The following is a 14,474-nucleotide window of genomic DNA, read 5'->3' as shown; positions in this document are numbered from 1 at the left end:
AATTGTTGAGTTGGTAATCTGCACCGATAAAATTCCCACGGGAATCAATGCCTTAGCGCATGATATTGTCGAGTCGGTCCCGCGCGCCGCCCACGGCGCTGGCCGGCAAGCGTTTGGCAGGAGCGGAGGCGCATGAGGGGAGGGGGGGGCCATCAATTCTTTCATCATGCGTCGTGCAACTTGTCGTCGCGCCGCGCCGGCTACCGGCGCGCGGGGCTGGACGGGTCAGCCGGCGGCGGCCTTGTATAATGCGACAACCCTCAACCGCTCGCAGATATGACCAACACCACCCACTTCGGCTACAAGACCGTCGCCGAGGACCAGAAGGTCCAGGAAGTCGCCAAGGTCTTCCACTCGGTCGCCTCCAAGTACGACGTCATGAACGACCTGATGTCGGCCGGCCTGCACCGCGCCTGGAAGATGTTCACCATCGCCCAGGCCGGCGTGCGCCCCGGCTTCAAGGTGCTCGACATCGCCGGCGGCACCGGCGACCTGGCCAAGGCCTTCGCGAAGCAGGCGGGCCGCACCGGCGAGGTCTGGCTCACCGACATCAACGAATCGATGCTGCGCGTGGGCAGGGATAGACTCTTGAACAAGGGCCTCGTGACCCCAACTATGCTGTGCGACGCCGAGAAGCTGCCTTTCCCGGACAATTATTTCGACCGGGTCAGCGTGGCCTTCGGCCTGCGCAACATGACGCACAAGGACCAGGCGCTGGCGGAAATGCGCCGCGTGCTCAAACCCGGCGGCAAGCTGCTGGTGCTGGAATTCTCGAAGGTGATCGCGCCGCTGCAGAAGCCCTACGACCTGTACTCGTTCTCGGTGCTGCCGTGGCTGGGACAGAAGATCGCGGGCGATGCGGAAAGCTACCGCTACCTGGCCGAGTCGATCCGCATGCACCCGGACCAGGAAACCCTGAAGAACATGATGCTCGACGTCGGGCTGGAGCGGGTCCAGTACTACAACCTGACGGGCGGCGTGGCGGCCCTGCACACCGGCATCAAGATGTAATTGGCAAGAGGAAGTGTGATGAAAAAACTCGTGGCAACCCTGGTACTGGCGGTCACCGCCGTATCGATGATCGCGGAAGCGACGGCAAAGCCGATGGGCGGCAAGCGCTCGATCGGCCGCCAGTCGCAGGCCGTGCGCCAGATGCCGGCCCCGGCGCCGGCGCCGCAACCTGGTTTCCAGCAGCGCGCACCCGCCCCGGCGGCGGTGCCGGCGGCCGGTGCGGCAGGCGCCGCCGCGGCCGCGCGCACCACCCAGCGCTCCGGCATGTGGAAGGGCATCCTGGGCGGCGCCCTGCTGGGCCTCGGCCTGGGCGCGCTGCTCTCGCACTTCGGCATCGGCGGCGCGCTGGCAAGCGCGATCTCGGCCATCCTGATGATCGGCCTGCTGGTGCTGGCCGTGCTCTTCGTGGTGCGCATGTTCCGCCGCAAGGACACGCCGGCCAACCCGGCCTTCGGCAACAACTACGCCAACCCGGTGCCGGCGGGCGCTTCCGCCAGCGGCGTCCCGACGCCGGAGATCGGTTCCGGCCTGCGCCAGCCGGCAGCCTTCCAGGGTGCGCAAGGCGGCGTCTCGCTGGGCAAGCCGGGTAGCGCGCCGGTTCACAACCAGTGGGGCGTGCCGGGCGACTTCGACCAGGAAGCCTTCCTGCGCCACGCGAAAGCCTCCTTCATCCGCATGCAGGCGGCCTGGGACCGTGGCGACACCAACGACCTGCGCGAGTTCACCTCGCCGGAAGTCTTCGCCGAGCTCAAGATGCAGATCCAGGAACGCGGCGGCGCCGTCGACTTCACCGACGTGGTGAGCATCGACGGCCAGCTGCTGGGCATCGAGACCACCGCCACCGACTACCTGGCCAGCGTGCAGTTCAACGGCATGATCCGCAACGCCCCGAACGCGCCGGCCGAGCCTTTCGTCGAGGTCTGGAACATGTCCAAGCCATTGTCGGGACAGAGCGGCTGGGTCCTGGCCGGGATTCAGCAACTCAACTGATCCAGACATTATTTTCTGATAATGTCCCGTGCTGCCGGGCTTGTGCCCGGCAAACTGGTAAGATCGAACCGCCCGACTCACCACCGGGCGGTTTTTTTTTCTTTCACTTACGTGCGATTTATGTTCCCAAGTAAGGCCCTATTGGCCGCGCCCGCCGTTGCCACCATCAACCACTTGCTGGCCCAGGAAGCCTGGGCGCGCGACGCCCTGAAGCGCCATGCCGGCAAGGAAGCCTGTATCGACACCGGTCACCTGCAGCTGCGCCTGCGCGTGGCAAGCGATGGCATGGTGGAAAGCGGCAGTGGCGAAGGCCCGGCCAACGTGACCATCCGCATGAAGCTGACGGACCTGCCGCTGATCGCCGCCAACCGCGACCGCGCCTTTTCCTACGTAAAAATCGAAGGCGACGCCGAGTTCGCCAACGCCATCTCGACCCTGTCGAAGGACTTGCGCTGGGATGCGGAGCACGACCTGGAGCGCGTGGTCGGCCCGCTCGGCGCGCGCCGTATCGCCGAAGGCGGCCGCGCCTTGGGAAGCGGGGTGGTGAGCGGCGGGCGCCGCCTGGCCGAGAATGTCGCCGAGTTCCTGCTCGAGGAACAGCCGGTGCTGGTGCGCCCGGCGCAAGTACAAGGCCTCGCCGCCGACGTGGTGCGCCTGCGCGACGACGTCGAACGCGCGTCCAAGCGCATCGCCAAGCTGGAGCAGCGCCTCGCGCAGAGCGCCGCTGCCACCACCGTGATCCTGACCCCGGATAACTGATGATCCTGAAATTCCTGCGCCTGCTGAAGATCCTGACTGTCGCGACCAAGTACGGCCTCGACGAAATCGCCGTTACCAGCCTGCATGCCCCGCGCACCGCGCGCTTCATGAACACCGTGTTCTTCTGGCGCCGCATCACCTCGCCGCGCGCGATCCGCCTGCGCCAGGCCCTGGAAGAACTGGGCCCGATCTTCATCAAGTTCGGCCAGGTGCTGTCGACCCGGCGCGACCTGATGCCGCCCGATATCGCCGACGAGCTGTCCCTGCTGCAGGACCGCGTGCCGCCTTTCGATTCGGATCTCGCGATTGCCCAGATCACCGAGGCCCTCGGCGCCCACCCCGACCAATTGTTCGCCAGCTTCGAGCGGGTGCCGGTGGCCTCGGCCTCGATCGCCCAGGTGCACTTCGCGACCCTGAAGGACGGCAAGGAAGTCGCCGTCAAGGTGCTGCGTCCGGGCATGAAGAAAACCATCGACGAAGACCTGGCCCTGATGGACCTGGCGGCCGCCCTGATCGAAAAGGTCTGGGCCGAGAGCCGGCGCCTGAAGCCGCGCGAAGTGGTTGCCGAGTTCGACAAATACCTGCACGACGAGCTCGACCTGATGCGCGAGGCGGCCAACGCCAGCCAGCTGCGCCGCAACTTCGCGGATTCGACCCTGCTGATGGTGCCGGAGATGTACTGGGACTATTGCTCCAGCAGCGTGATCGTGATGGAGCGCATGCGCGGCATTCCGGTCTCGCAGATCGACCGCCTGGCGGCCGAGGGCGTCGACCTGAAAAAGCTGTCGAGCGATGGCGTGGAGATCTTCTTCACGCAGGTCTTCCGCGACGGCTTCTTTCACGCCGATATGCACCCGGGGAACATCCTGGTCTCGGTGGAGAAGGAAACCTTCGGCCGCTACATCGCGCTCGACTTCGGCATCGTCGGCACCCTCAACGACTTCGACAAGGATTACCTGTCGCAGAACTTCCTGGCCTTCTTCCGCCGCGACTACAAGCGCGTGGCCGAAGCCCACATCGAATCGGGCTGGGCGCCGCGCGATACCCGCGTCGACGAACTCGAATCCGCGGTGCGCGCCTGCTGCGAGCCGATCTTCGACCGTCCGCTGAAAGACATTTCCTTCGGCCAGATTCTGTTACGCCTGTTCCAGACCTCGCGCCGCTTCAATGTCGAGGTCCAGCCGCAGCTGGTGCTGCTGCAAAAGACCCTGCTCAATATCGAAGGCCTGGGCCGCCAGCTCGATCCCGACCTCGACCTGTGGAAGACCGCCAAGCCCTATCTGGAGCGCTGGATGGGCGAGCAGGTCGGCTGGCGCGGCATGGTCGAGCGCCTGCGCGCGGAAGCGCCGCGCTACGCCCACATCTTCCCGCAATTGCCGCGCCTGCTGCACCAGACCCTCGAACGCCATGCGCATTCCGGCGTCGCCACCCACAACGGCCAGCCGCTGGCCCAGGCCGAGCTGCTGACCATGGTGCTGATGGAGCAGCGCCGCACCAACCGCCTGCTGGGCCTGATGACCTTCCTCGGCCTGACCACCGGCGCGCTGGGCATGGCCGTGGTGGGCTGGTATTTCTACGTTGGCTGACTTCGCCAGCCGCGATCCGCTCGACCCGGCGTTCTGGAACGAGCGTTTCGCCCGGTCGTTCACGCCGTGGGACAGGGGCGGGGTGCCATCGGCGCTGCGGGATTTCGTGGGACGCCAGGCGCGCTCTTTCGTCACGCTGATTCCCGGCTGCGGCAGCGCCTACGAGCTGGTCTACCTGTGCGAGGCCGGCTGGGATGCAACGGCGATCGATTTCGCGCCCGAGGCGGTGGCGCGGGGGAGAAAGCTGGCAGGGCAGTGGGGCGAGCGCGTCGTCGAGGCGGATTTCTTTGCCTGGGAACCGGCGCACCCTGTGGAACTCATCTATGAGTGCGCTTTCCTGTGCGCCTTGCCGCCCGCCATGCGTCCGCGGGTCGTGGCGCGCTGGGCGGAGTTGCTGGGGCAGGGCGGGCGCGTGGCGGGGTTCTTCTATTTCGACCGGACCGTGAAGGGACCGCCGTTCGGTATCGAACGCGCCGAGCTGGACGCCCTGATGGCGCCGTACTTCGATTGCGTCGAGGACGAGGCGGTCGCGGATTCGATTCCCATCTTTGCGGGCAAGGAGCGTTGGCTCGTTTGGCAGCGTTCAGCTGACGCATGCGTCGCCACAGCGCGTCCGTGAGTTGAACGCGCGTTCGGCGAAGCCGAACACCCTACGAGCCCCCGCACCGCTAAAAGAAAAAGCCCGCACAAGGCGGGCTCGGGAAAAGCAGTTTTCTTCTACGGACCAGCGGCGGCATACGCCGCGCAAAATCTTCTGTTTCTTCTTAACCTTGAGCAGCAGAGCTTTCTCTACTGCCATCATGTTCGGAGGAAAGATGCTATTTAATCACCCGGGGCTGTGCTTGCGCAAACGAAACACGCCTTGTCGATGATTAAAAACAACACCTTTGCCCTATTCCCTGGACGTCTCCCCGGGCCTGCTGCGGGCAAAACAGGCAAGGGTGCATGCAAAAGCTTTATAATTCAGGGTTTTGAAGATTTTTGCGGAGTATCAGATGCCGATTTACGCTTACCGCTGCGATGAATGCGGTTTTACCAAAGATGTACTGCAAAAAATTTCCGATCCGGTCCTGACGGCCTGCCCCTCCTGCGGCAAGGAAGCCTTCAAAAAGCAAGTGACTGCCGCGGGCTTCCAGCTCAAGGGCACCGGCTGGTACGTGACGGATTTCCGTGGCGGCACGCCGCCGGCCACCGGCACGAGCGCCGCCAGCAACGGCGCCGCGGCGCCGGCAGCCTCGAGCGACGCCGGCAGCACGGCCAGCACCCCGGCCCCTGCGCCGGCAGCGACCGGCGGCGACAAGAGCAGTACGTAAGAAGCATGACCCGCTGCGGCTGATGAAGCCGCAGCCCTGAACAAGAACAAGAGAACGCGATGCGCAAATATTTCCTGACCGGCCTGCTGGTGCTGGTGCCCCTGGCGATCACCGCCTGGGTGCTGAGCCTGATCATCACCACGCTCGACCAGTCGCTGCTGTTCGTACCGGAAGCCTGGCAGCCGCGTTCGCTGTTCGGCATGGACGTCCCCGGCTTCGGCGCGGTCCTGACGATCGCCATCGTGTTCCTGACCGGCCTGCTGACCAACAACCTGATCGGCGGCTGGGTCGTGCGCCTGGGCGACCGCGTCATGAAGCGCATTCCGGTCGTCAGCTCGCTCTACGGCAGCGTCAAGCAGGTGTCGGACACGCTGTTCTCGTCCTCGGGCAACGCCTTCCGCACGCCTGTCCTGATCCCGTATCCGCACGCGGATTCCTATACCATCGCATTCCTGACCGGCGTTCCGGGCGGGGACGTCAAGAACCACCTGGTGGGCGACTACGTGAGCGTCTACGTGCCGACCACCCCGAACCCGACCTCGGGCTTCTTCCTGATGATGGAACGCAGCAAGGTCGTGGAACTGAACATGTCGGTCGACGCGGCGCTCAAGCACATCGTTTCGATGGGCGTCGTCGCTCCCGAATAAAATAAGCACAATATTTGGCCCCCGGGCCTGAACGAACCAACCAACCTGGAACGAAAACTATGTCCTCCATGCGTACTCACTACTGCGGCCTCGTCACCGAGGAACTGCTGGGCCAAACCGTCAGCCTGTGCGGCTGGGTGCACCGTCGCCGCGACCACGGCGGCGTGATCTTCATCGACCTGCGCGACCGCGAAGGCCTGGTGCAGGTGGTCTGCCACCCGGACAACGCCGAGGTGTTCAAGGCCGCCGAGCACGTGCGCAACGAGTACTGCCTGCGCATCACCGGCACCGTCGTGAACCGCCTGGAAGGCACCGCCAACGCCAACCTGAAGTCGGGCAAGATCGAGATCAACACCACCCAGCTCGAAGTGCTGAACGCATCGGTGCCGGTCCCGTTCCAGCTGGACGACGACAACCTGTCCGAAACCACCCGCCTGACCCACCGCGTGCTCGACCTGCGCCGCAACCAGATGCAGCACAACCTGCGCCTGCGCTACAAGGTGTCGATGGAAGTGCGCAAGTACCTCGACAACCTGGGCTTCATCGACATCGAGACCCCGATGCTGACCAAGTCGACCCCGGAAGGCGCACGCGACTACCTGGTGCCGTCGCGCGTCAACCCGGGCAACTTCTTCGCGCTGCCGCAGTCGCCGCAGCTGTTCAAGCAGCTGCTGATGGTCGCCAACTTCGACCGCTACTACCAGATCACCAAGTGCTTCCGCGACGAAGACCTGCGCGCCGACCGCCAGCCGGAATTCACCCAGATCGACTGCGAAACCTCCTTCCTGACCGAGCAGGAAATCCGTGACCTGTTCGAAGACATGATGCGCGTCGTCTTCAAGAACGCGGCCGGCATCGACCTGCCGAATCCGTTCCCGGTGATGGACTTCGCCACCGCCATGGGCTCCTACGGTTCGGACAAGCCGGACATGCGTGTGAAACTGCAGTTCACCGAACTGACCGAGCTGATGAAGTCGGTCGAGTTCAAGGTGTTCAACAGCGCCGCCAACATGGCCGGTGGCCGCGTGGTCGGCATGCGCGTGCCGCAGGGCGCGTCGATGCCGCGTTCGGAAATCGACGCGTACACCCAGTTCGTCGCCATCTACGGCGCCAAGGGCCTGGCCTACATCAAGGTCAACGAGAAGGCCAAGGGCCGTGACGGCCTGCAGTCGCCGATCGTCAAGAACATCTCGGACGACGTCCTGGCGCAGATCCTCGAACTGACGGGCGCCGAAGACGGCGACCTGATCTTCTTCGGTGCCGACAAGGCCAAGGTCGTCAACGACGCCATCGGCGCGCTGCGCGTGAAGATCGGCCACTCGGAATTCGGCAAGAAGGCCGGCCTGTTCGACGACGTCTGGGCGCCGCTGTGGGTCATCGACTTCCCGATGTTCGAATACGACGAAGACGGCGACCGCTGGAACGCCACCCACCACCCCTTCACCGCACCGAAGGATGGCCACGAAGACATGCTCGAGACCAACCCGGGCGCCTGCGTCGCCAAGGCCTACGACATGGTCCTGAACGGCTGGGAACTGGGCGGCGGTTCGATCCGTATCCACCGCGAAGAAGTCCAGAGCAAGGTGTTCCGCGCCCTGAAGATCGACGCCGAAGAAGCGCAGCTGAAGTTCGGCTTCCTGCTCGACGCCCTGCAATACGGCGCGCCGCCGCACGGTGGCCTGGCCTTCGGCCTGGACCGCCTCATCACCCTGATGACCGGCTCCGAGTCGATCCGCGACGTGATCGCCTTCCCGAAGACCCAGCGCGCGCAAGACCTGCTGACCAATGCGCCGTCGGAAGTGGACGAGAAGCAGCTCAAGGAGCTGCACATCCGCCTGCGCAACGAGCCGAAAGTCGCTTAAGAAGTAGGGCGGTCGGCTTTGCCGACCGCGCGTTCAACTCACGCGGGCGCAGCCACACCATGGCTTCGCCCGCGTTTGTTTTATCTGGCCCATGCCCCACAAAATCCCCGAATCGGTCCTCGTCGTCATCCATACTTCCGAGATGGAAGTCCTGCTCATCGAACGCGCCGACCGCCCGGGTTTCTGGCAATCCGTCACCGGCTCGCTCGACGCCCTCGACGAACCCCTGATCCAGGCCGCCACCCGCGAACTGTTCGAGGAAACCGGCATCGTGGCCGATGGCGAATCGATCCGCCTGCAGGACTGGCAGCTCTCCAACGTCTACGAGATCTACCCCGTCTGGCGCCACCGCTATGCACCGGGCGTCACCCACAATACGGAGCATATTTTCTCTGTCTGCGTCCCGCGCGACATCCCGATTATTCTGAGTCCACGCGAACACTTGCGGTATGCCTGGCTGCCGCATCTGGAGGCCGCAGACCGCTGTTTCTCGTCCTCGAACGCGGAAGCGATCCTGCAGCTGCCCCGCCAGGCCGGATACTGCTGAGTAGGTGTTTGCGGTCTGATTACTTACTTTGATAATTTACGGTAAGTAACTGATTCTAAACAGAAATTTCCATGTCTCAATGCCGCAACATGCATATTTTTTTTCTGCCTGTTGGGATGGACAAATTCACCACTTTATTCCGTGCGCGAGCGCACTTTGTGCGCGCCCTATTTGTAAGAATTTGTCGCATTTCCCTATGAAAGTTTAACTGTGACAAGGGTTTCTGTCACAATTTGTAACCAAATGAAATTAGACAATTTCCTATCTGCACGATACATTCGTCGTTTGACAGGACGAACTGTTCAGAATATCGTCCAACGAGTCGCGTGCAACTATTTCGCGGCGGAACTCTAACTAGACATCTGGGAGAAAGACAATGGACCAACACCTGAAGTTCGACGACATGGTCAAGGAAATCAGCATTGGTAATGGCTGCCTCCACGTCGACCTGTCGAATGGCCTGCGCTTGTCCGGACCTTTGGGCTCCAACGACGACGTCACCCGAGCGTCGCAACGCCCGCGCCGCATGATGGTCAGCGGCCACGAAGCCATCAACAGCCAGGCCCTCGCCTTCAGCTGACGCCTACTGCGGGCTAGACCCGCACCCAGATCACCCGGCAGCGCACAATTGGGCCTCGTTCCACGAGGACAACCGCCCGATGCGGTTAGAATGTTCCCATGAAAATTCGTGTGGCTACCTACAACATTCACAAGGGCGTCTCTTCATTGCGCAGTACGCCCCGGGTGATCGCCCTGAAGAAAGCAATCGCCGAATTCCATGCCGACGTCGTGTTCCTGCAAGAAGTGCAGGGCAGGCATGACCGCTTCCAGGCCCGCTACGGGAAGGAAGAGCATGCGCACCGGCACTGGCCCGAAACGGCGCAGTACGATTATTTCAAGGGCGAACAGCACCACAGCGCCTACGGCATGAACGCGGTCTACGACCACGGTCACCACGGCAATGCGCTGCTGAGCTGTTTTCCGATCGAGAATTCCCACAATCACGACGTCTCCGACCACGCCTACGAGCAGCGCGGCATCCTGCACTGCGTGCTCGAGACGACTGCCGGCAAGGTTCACTGCTACGTGGTTCACCTGGGCCTGTTCGAAGGCAGCCGTGGGCGCCAGACCGCCGCCCTGATCGAGGCCGTCAACGCCTCATCCAACGGCGAACCGGTGATCATCGCCGGCGACTTCAACGACTGGCGCAATACCTTGAGCGATCGCCTGCGCAATGCGCTCGGTGTCGTCGAGGTCTTCGACGAACTGGGGCCGAAGTCGGCCCTCGGCGACATGGTGCGCAGCTGGGCCGGCCGCCAGCCGCGCCTGGCCCCGGCGCGCACCTTTCCGGCGATGCTGCCCTGGTTCCGCCTCGACCGCATCTATGTGCGCGGCTTCAAGGTCGACAACGCGCAGGTGATGCACGGGCCCCTGTGGGCCAAGCTGTCCGACCACGCACCCATCGTGGCGGAACTGCAGCTCGGCTAGCGCCCGGCAGCGCCCATGCGCCACGTCACCTTCGTAGACGACAACGACGTCACCCTGCTGGAAAGCGGCACCGCGTTTTTCCCCGCGCTCATCGAGGCGCTCGACGCGGCCCAGTACGACGTCCTGTTCGAAACCTATATCTTCGCCGAGGACCCGACCGGCGACATGGTCCGCGACGCCCTGATCCGCGCGGCGCAGCGCGGCGTGAAAGTGCGCGTGCTGGTCGACTGGATCGGCACCGAACATCGCCCGGCCCAGCGCCTGGGAGCGATCTTCACCCAGGCCGGCGTGCAGTACCGCGTGTTCAACCCCTGGTGCAAGCGCGGCATCGCCCGCTCGCACCGCAAGATCGCGGTGGTCGACCGCACGGTCGCCTTTGTCGGCGGCATCAACGTCAACGACGACTGGCTGTGCGACCACGCCGCCCACCAGCGCCTGGCAGCGCCACGCTGGGATTTCACGGTGCAGGTGAGGGGCCCGCTGGTGGCCCAGATCCACGACGAGGCGCAAGGCCAGTGGCTGCGCGCAGGGCGCCTCAAGCTCAAGCAGCGCATCGAGCTGTTCAAGGAGATGCGCAAGGAGCCGCCGCAGACCTGCAAATACCCGGCGCGCGCCGCCTTCGTGGTGCGCGACAACCTGCGCAACCGTTCCACCATCCAGCGCGCCTACCTGCAGGCGCTGGGGCGCGCGAAGCACAGCGTGCTGCTGGCCACTCCCTACTTCGCCCCGGGCCGCAAGTTCCGCAAGGCCCTGGCCCACGCGGCGCGGCGCGGCGTGCAAGTGACCCTGTTAATTGGGGTGGGTGAGTTCCCTATACAGGATGCGGTGGCGCATTCCTTCTATCCCAAGCTGCTGGCCGACGGCATTAAAGTGGTCGAGTATCGCAAGACCCAGTTGCATGCCAAGGTCGCGGTGGTCGACGACGACTGGGCGACGGTTGGCTCGAGCAACTGCGACGGCTTGTCCCTGTTCCTGAACCAGGAGGCCAATGTCGTGGTGCTGGACGAACGCTTCGCCGCCACCATGCGCGCCCATATCGAACGCGCCATCCTCGACGGCGTGCCCGTGCGCGCCGAGGAATTCGCCCACATCGGCTGGCTGCGCCGCGCGAGTTATGGGGCGGCCTACATGGTGTATAAACTGGTCATGCGGATCTTCGCGATCGGCTATGCATAAAAGGAAGTAACAGGAACACCATGGAAGACAAGAACGTACGAATCGACAAATGGCTGTGGGCGGCGCGCTTCTTCAAGACGCGCTCGCTGGCCACCGACGCGATCGACCGCGGCCGCGTGCGCATCGACGGCGAACCCGTCAAGCCCGCGCGCAATGTGAAGGTCAACGACAAGCTGCTCATCGATAACGGCTCCGACCGCTGGGAAGTCATCGTCGCCGCGCTCTCGGACGCCCGCGGCCCCGCGCCGGTGGCCCGCACCCTCTACTTCGAAACCGACGAGAGCATCGCCAAGCGCGAAAACGACAAGACCGCGCGCCGCCTGTTCCCCGAGCCCAGCCTCGACATCAAGGGCCGCCCGACCAAGCGCGACCGCCGCGCGATCAGCCGCATCACGGACGAATAGGCCACCCCCAACCCCTCGGTGTCAGGTCTGACATTCAGACACGAGCTCGACTTTAAGCCTGCTTTATCAACCTCGGTGTCAGGTCTGACATTCGGACACGAGCTCGACTTTAAGCCTGCTGTATTAGCCTTTCAAACGCAGCAACCGCGCGGCTGACCGTCCTGGTTGATACCTCGAAAGCCTTTGCAATGTGCGGCATCGTGAAGGCCGTCGACAGGTAGGCCCGGGCCATCGCTTCATCTCTGTCGGCGTATCTGGCCTGGTAATCGGCCAGCGTCATGGTGACCGCCTGCCGCTCGATCCTGGCTGCCTCGGCAAACTCTTCGGCCGAGTGCAACTGCTGGTGTGCCGAAACAAAGTCGTCGTCTCCAAGCAGGACTCCGTGACGGGTGTCGGCAAGCGGACTCGCCTGACCGAGGCCTGCCTGGACAAAACCGTGGTAGGCCGCAATGGCATCGGCCTGCGTCGTGCCGAATCGACTGAGCAGCCAGTCACGCTTGAACCACTCGGGCGGATGGCGCGCTCCGATGAGGTAGTGATGGCTGGTCCAGGGCCACTCGTCCAGCGATGAAACCATGCCGGCGCGCAGCGGATTCAACACGATGTAGCGGCTTACTTCCAGGAGATGGCTTTCTTTCTGCACCAGGATGGCTTTGTAGCGTCCCTGGAAAAGATGGCCGACGAGCTCATATCGGCGACTGAACAGCTGCGAGTAATGCCCGTTCAGCTGGCGCATGCCCCGGGACAGATTTGCTTCCTCGGTTTCGATCAGCAAATGGTAATGATTCGTCATCTGGCAGAAGCTATGGATGACGAAGCGGTGTCGCTTGCACACTTGATCAAGAATATTCAGCCATGCGTAGCGGTCAGCATCGTGGCGATAGATTGGATTGCCTCGATTGCCTCGTGATGTAACATGGTAAAGAGCGCCAGGGAATTCGAGTCGGAGTGGTCTTGTCATGCCGGTAAAGGTACTGAACATATTTTTGTTCAGGATGAGATGGCGCAGGCCCGCACCGGGAAGACGTTTGGCCGCTTCAAGCGGTTGGACGAAAGTGCACTACGGTTGAGATCGTGTCTGAATGTCAGACCTGACACCCAGGTTTTCGCAAGCGGTTGGACGAAAGTGCAATACGGTTGAGATCGTGTCTGAATGTCAGACCTGACACCCAGGTTTTCGGTATCTCTGTGGTTGGAAGGTAGAATGCGGATTTTCTGGCCGCAAGGCTTCTGCCAGGTATGCCGCGCGGCCGTGGGTGCCTGGCTCACTCTTCCAGGCGCTTATCCATGCAAGAAGTCGCTCCACTCGTTACCAATGATGCCGTCGTGCTCGGCATTCTCGCAGCCATCCTCGGCCTGGTCTTCTGGACCGCTTCCCGCCCTGCGGGTTTCTGGAAGTCCTTTTATACCTACGTACCGGCACTGCTGCTGTGCTACCTGCTGCCGGCCATCCTGAACACGCTGGGTGTCATCGATGGCAGCCTGTCGAAGCTGTATCCGGTGGCCCGCGACTACCTGTTGCCCAGCGCCCTGGTCCTGCTGTGCGTCGCGATCGACTTCGGCGCCATCGTCCGGCTCGGACCGAAGGCGGTCGTCATGTTCCTGACGGGGACTGTCGGCATCATGCTGGGGGCGCTGGTGTCCTTCGAAGTGATGCGCGTGATTCATCCGGAGACCGTGGCGGGGGAAACCTGGCGCGGCATGACCACCATCACCGGCGCCTGGATCGGCGGCGGCGCCAACCAGGCCGCCATGAAAGAGGTGTTCGAGGTCGATGCCAATGTATTCGGGCAATTTGTCGCGGTCGATGTATTGGTGGCCAATGTGTGGACGGCCGTGCTGCTGTTCCTGGCGGGCCGCGCCCAGGCCTTCGACCGCTGGACCGGCGCCGACCTGAGCGCCATCAATGCCCTGAAGGCGCGCATCGAAACCTACCAGGCGGCGCATGCGCGCATGCCGACCCTGACCGACGTGATGGTCATCCTGGCGGTCGGTATCGGCGTGACCGGCCTTTCGCACGCGCTGACCGGGCCGGTGGTCGAATGGATCGGCAGCCTTCCCCAAGAGTGGCGCCTGAAGGATTACAGCCTGACCTCGTCCTTCTTCTGGATGGTGGTGTTCGCCACCACCCTTGGCCTGCTGCTCAGCTTTACGCCGGCACGCGGCCTGGAAGGCGCCGGGGCCTCGACCATCGGCTCGGCCATGCTCTACGTGCTGGTGGCGACGATCGGCATGCAGATGGACCTGAGCGCGCTGCTCGACCGTCCCTGGCTGTTCGCCCTGGGCCTGATCTGGATTGCCGTGCATGGCGGCTTGCTGCTCCTGATGGCCAAGCTGATCCGCGCACCCCTGTTCTTCATGGCGGTCGGTTCCCAGGCCAACGTCGGCGGCGCGGCTTCGGCCCCGGTCGTGGCCAGCGCCTTCCATCCGGCGCTGGCGCCGGTCGGCGTGCTGCTGGCGGTGCTCGGTTATGCGCTCGGTACCTATGGCGCCTATATCACCGGCCTGGCGCTGCGGGCGTTGGCGAGCTGAAGCGACGAAGCGGGCTCAGGGCGGGATGGCAAGCAAATTTCTTGCAAGTTCTTGGCTTGCTTGCCACCCGCGTACGCCACAGCGCCCCAAAATGGGGTATTTTTACATCTGCGACAACGTTGTCCGGGCTGCATCCGGCCGGGAGCGTCCAGCAGGCGG

Annotated in this window: 15 protein-coding genes; 14 read left to right on the top strand and 1 reads right to left on the bottom strand. The window is 63.5% G+C overall.

The window, feature by feature from the left end; all coding sequences use genetic code 11:
• Positions 1–276 precede the first annotated feature (276 nt).
• The 13 genes from ubiE to ACQ7JA_RS17120 all read left to right on the top strand — a co-directional run bounded on the left by ubiE (position 277) and on the right by ACQ7JA_RS17120 (position 11,783).
• The gene (ubiE, locus tag ACQ7JA_RS17180) at positions 277–1,011 is read left to right on the top strand and encodes a bifunctional demethylmenaquinone methyltransferase/2-methoxy-6-polyprenyl-1,4-benzoquinol methylase UbiE (RefSeq protein ID WP_430899911.1); all 735 of its coding nucleotides are present in this window, start codon (positions 277–279) and stop codon (positions 1,009–1,011) included.
• 18 nt (positions 1,012–1,029) lie between these two features.
• The gene (locus ACQ7JA_RS17175; protein WP_430899909.1) at positions 1,030–2,001 is read left to right on the top strand and encodes a Tim44 domain-containing protein; all 972 of its coding nucleotides are present in this window, start codon (positions 1,030–1,032) and stop codon (positions 1,999–2,001) included.
• A gap of 120 nt (positions 2,002–2,121) precedes the next feature.
• Complete coding sequence (locus ACQ7JA_RS17170; protein WP_430899907.1) at positions 2,122–2,760, top strand: ubiquinone biosynthesis accessory factor UbiJ; 639 nt, start codon at positions 2,122–2,124, stop codon at positions 2,758–2,760.
• Entirely contained in the window at positions 2,760–4,346 is a 1,587-nt protein-coding gene (gene ubiB, locus ACQ7JA_RS17165; protein ID WP_430899905.1) for a ubiquinone biosynthesis regulatory protein kinase UbiB, read from the top strand. Before ACQ7JA_RS17170 ends, ubiB begins: the two co-directional genes overlap by 1 nt.
• Positions 4,339–4,965 carry a methyltransferase gene (locus tag ACQ7JA_RS17160; RefSeq protein WP_430899903.1) on the top strand — a complete coding sequence of 209 codons (627 nt, stop codon included), beginning with the start codon at positions 4,339–4,341 and terminating at the stop codon, positions 4,963–4,965. The genes ubiB and ACQ7JA_RS17160 overlap by 8 nt, the downstream gene beginning before the upstream one ends.
• Before the next feature lie 376 nt (positions 4,966–5,341).
• The gene (locus ACQ7JA_RS17155; protein ID WP_430899901.1) at positions 5,342–5,659 is read left to right on the top strand and encodes an FmdB family zinc ribbon protein; all 318 of its coding nucleotides are present in this window, start codon (positions 5,342–5,344) and stop codon (positions 5,657–5,659) included.
• A 59-nt stretch (positions 5,660–5,718) separates the two neighbouring features.
• Positions 5,719–6,306, top strand: a complete 588-nt coding sequence (locus ACQ7JA_RS17150; RefSeq protein ID WP_430899899.1) for a DUF502 domain-containing protein — start codon at positions 5,719–5,721, stop codon at positions 6,304–6,306.
• A gap of 68 nt (positions 6,307–6,374) precedes the next feature.
• Positions 6,375–8,168, top strand: a complete 1,794-nt coding sequence (gene aspS, locus ACQ7JA_RS17145; protein ID WP_430899897.1) for an aspartate--tRNA ligase — start codon at positions 6,375–6,377, stop codon at positions 8,166–8,168.
• Between the two features lie 91 nt (positions 8,169–8,259).
• Positions 8,260–8,715 carry a dihydroneopterin triphosphate diphosphatase gene (gene nudB / locus ACQ7JA_RS17140; RefSeq protein ID WP_430899895.1) on the top strand — a complete coding sequence of 152 codons (456 nt, stop codon included), beginning with the start codon at positions 8,260–8,262 and terminating at the stop codon, positions 8,713–8,715.
• 376 nt (positions 8,716–9,091) lie between these two features.
• Complete coding sequence (locus tag ACQ7JA_RS17135; protein ID WP_258829111.1) at positions 9,092–9,295, top strand: hypothetical protein; 204 nt, start codon at positions 9,092–9,094, stop codon at positions 9,293–9,295.
• A gap of 98 nt (positions 9,296–9,393) precedes the next feature.
• Positions 9,394–10,203 carry an endonuclease/exonuclease/phosphatase family protein gene (locus tag ACQ7JA_RS17130; RefSeq protein ID WP_430899893.1) on the top strand — a complete coding sequence of 270 codons (810 nt, stop codon included), beginning with the start codon at positions 9,394–9,396 and terminating at the stop codon, positions 10,201–10,203.
• 15 nt (positions 10,204–10,218) lie between these two features.
• Positions 10,219–11,379: a cardiolipin synthase ClsB gene (gene clsB, locus ACQ7JA_RS17125; protein ID WP_430899891.1), complete on the top strand. Its 1,161-nt coding sequence runs from the start codon at positions 10,219–10,221 to the stop codon at positions 11,377–11,379.
• Between the two features lie 20 nt (positions 11,380–11,399).
• Positions 11,400–11,783 carry an RNA-binding S4 domain-containing protein gene (locus ACQ7JA_RS17120; RefSeq protein WP_430899889.1) on the top strand — a complete coding sequence of 128 codons (384 nt, stop codon included), beginning with the start codon at positions 11,400–11,402 and terminating at the stop codon, positions 11,781–11,783.
• A gap of 109 nt (positions 11,784–11,892) precedes the next feature.
• Here the strand turns inward: ACQ7JA_RS17120 and ACQ7JA_RS17115 are convergent, their stop codons facing one another.
• Positions 11,893–12,765 carry a transposase gene (locus tag ACQ7JA_RS17115; RefSeq protein WP_430899887.1) on the bottom strand — a complete coding sequence of 291 codons (873 nt, stop codon included), beginning with the start codon at positions 12,763–12,765 and terminating at the stop codon, positions 11,893–11,895.
• 305 nt (positions 12,766–13,070) lie between these two features.
• Between ACQ7JA_RS17115 and ACQ7JA_RS17110 the strand changes: the two genes are divergently transcribed.
• Positions 13,071–14,315, top strand: coding sequence for a DUF819 domain-containing protein (locus ACQ7JA_RS17110; protein WP_430899885.1), 1,245 nt, complete (start codon positions 13,071–13,073; stop codon positions 14,313–14,315).
• The last annotated feature ends 159 nt before the right edge of the window (positions 14,316–14,474 follow it).

It is taken from the genome of Massilia sp. BKSP1R2A-1 (genome assembly GCF_050586525.1).
Lineage (GTDB): Bacteria > Pseudomonadota > Gammaproteobacteria > Burkholderiales > Burkholderiaceae_D > Telluria.
This window is presented reverse-complemented; position numbering and strand designations above follow the sequence as displayed.

Excerpts from the sequence above, each read along its gene's own strand:
- ubiE (WP_430899911.1), top strand. The coding sequence starts at position 277 with ATGACCAACACCACCCACTTCGGCTACAAGACCGTCGCCGAGGACCAG.
- ACQ7JA_RS17175 (WP_430899909.1), top strand. The coding sequence starts at position 1,030 with ATGAAAAAACTCGTGGCAACCCTGGTACTGGCGGTCACCGCCGTATCG.
- ACQ7JA_RS17170 (WP_430899907.1), top strand. The coding sequence starts at position 2,122 with ATGTTCCCAAGTAAGGCCCTATTGGCCGCGCCCGCCGTTGCCACCATC.
- ubiB (WP_430899905.1), top strand. The coding sequence starts at position 2,760 with ATGATCCTGAAATTCCTGCGCCTGCTGAAGATCCTGACTGTCGCGACC.
- ACQ7JA_RS17155 (WP_430899901.1), top strand. The coding sequence starts at position 5,342 with ATGCCGATTTACGCTTACCGCTGCGATGAATGCGGTTTTACCAAAGAT.
- ACQ7JA_RS17150 (WP_430899899.1), top strand. The coding sequence starts at position 5,719 with ATGCGCAAATATTTCCTGACCGGCCTGCTGGTGCTGGTGCCCCTGGCG.
- aspS (WP_430899897.1), top strand. The coding sequence starts at position 6,375 with ATGCGTACTCACTACTGCGGCCTCGTCACCGAGGAACTGCTGGGCCAA.
- nudB (WP_430899895.1), top strand. The coding sequence starts at position 8,260 with ATGCCCCACAAAATCCCCGAATCGGTCCTCGTCGTCATCCATACTTCC.
- ACQ7JA_RS17135 (WP_258829111.1), top strand. The coding sequence starts at position 9,092 with ATGGACCAACACCTGAAGTTCGACGACATGGTCAAGGAAATCAGCATT.
- ACQ7JA_RS17130 (WP_430899893.1), top strand. The coding sequence starts at position 9,394 with ATGAAAATTCGTGTGGCTACCTACAACATTCACAAGGGCGTCTCTTCA.
- clsB (WP_430899891.1), top strand. The coding sequence starts at position 10,219 with ATGCGCCACGTCACCTTCGTAGACGACAACGACGTCACCCTGCTGGAA.
- ACQ7JA_RS17120 (WP_430899889.1), top strand. The coding sequence starts at position 11,400 with ATGGAAGACAAGAACGTACGAATCGACAAATGGCTGTGGGCGGCGCGC.
- ACQ7JA_RS17115 (WP_430899887.1), bottom strand. The coding sequence starts at position 12,765 with ATGTTCAGTACCTTTACCGGCATGACAAGACCACTCCGACTCGAATTC.
- ACQ7JA_RS17110 (WP_430899885.1), top strand. The coding sequence starts at position 13,071 with ATGCAAGAAGTCGCTCCACTCGTTACCAATGATGCCGTCGTGCTCGGC.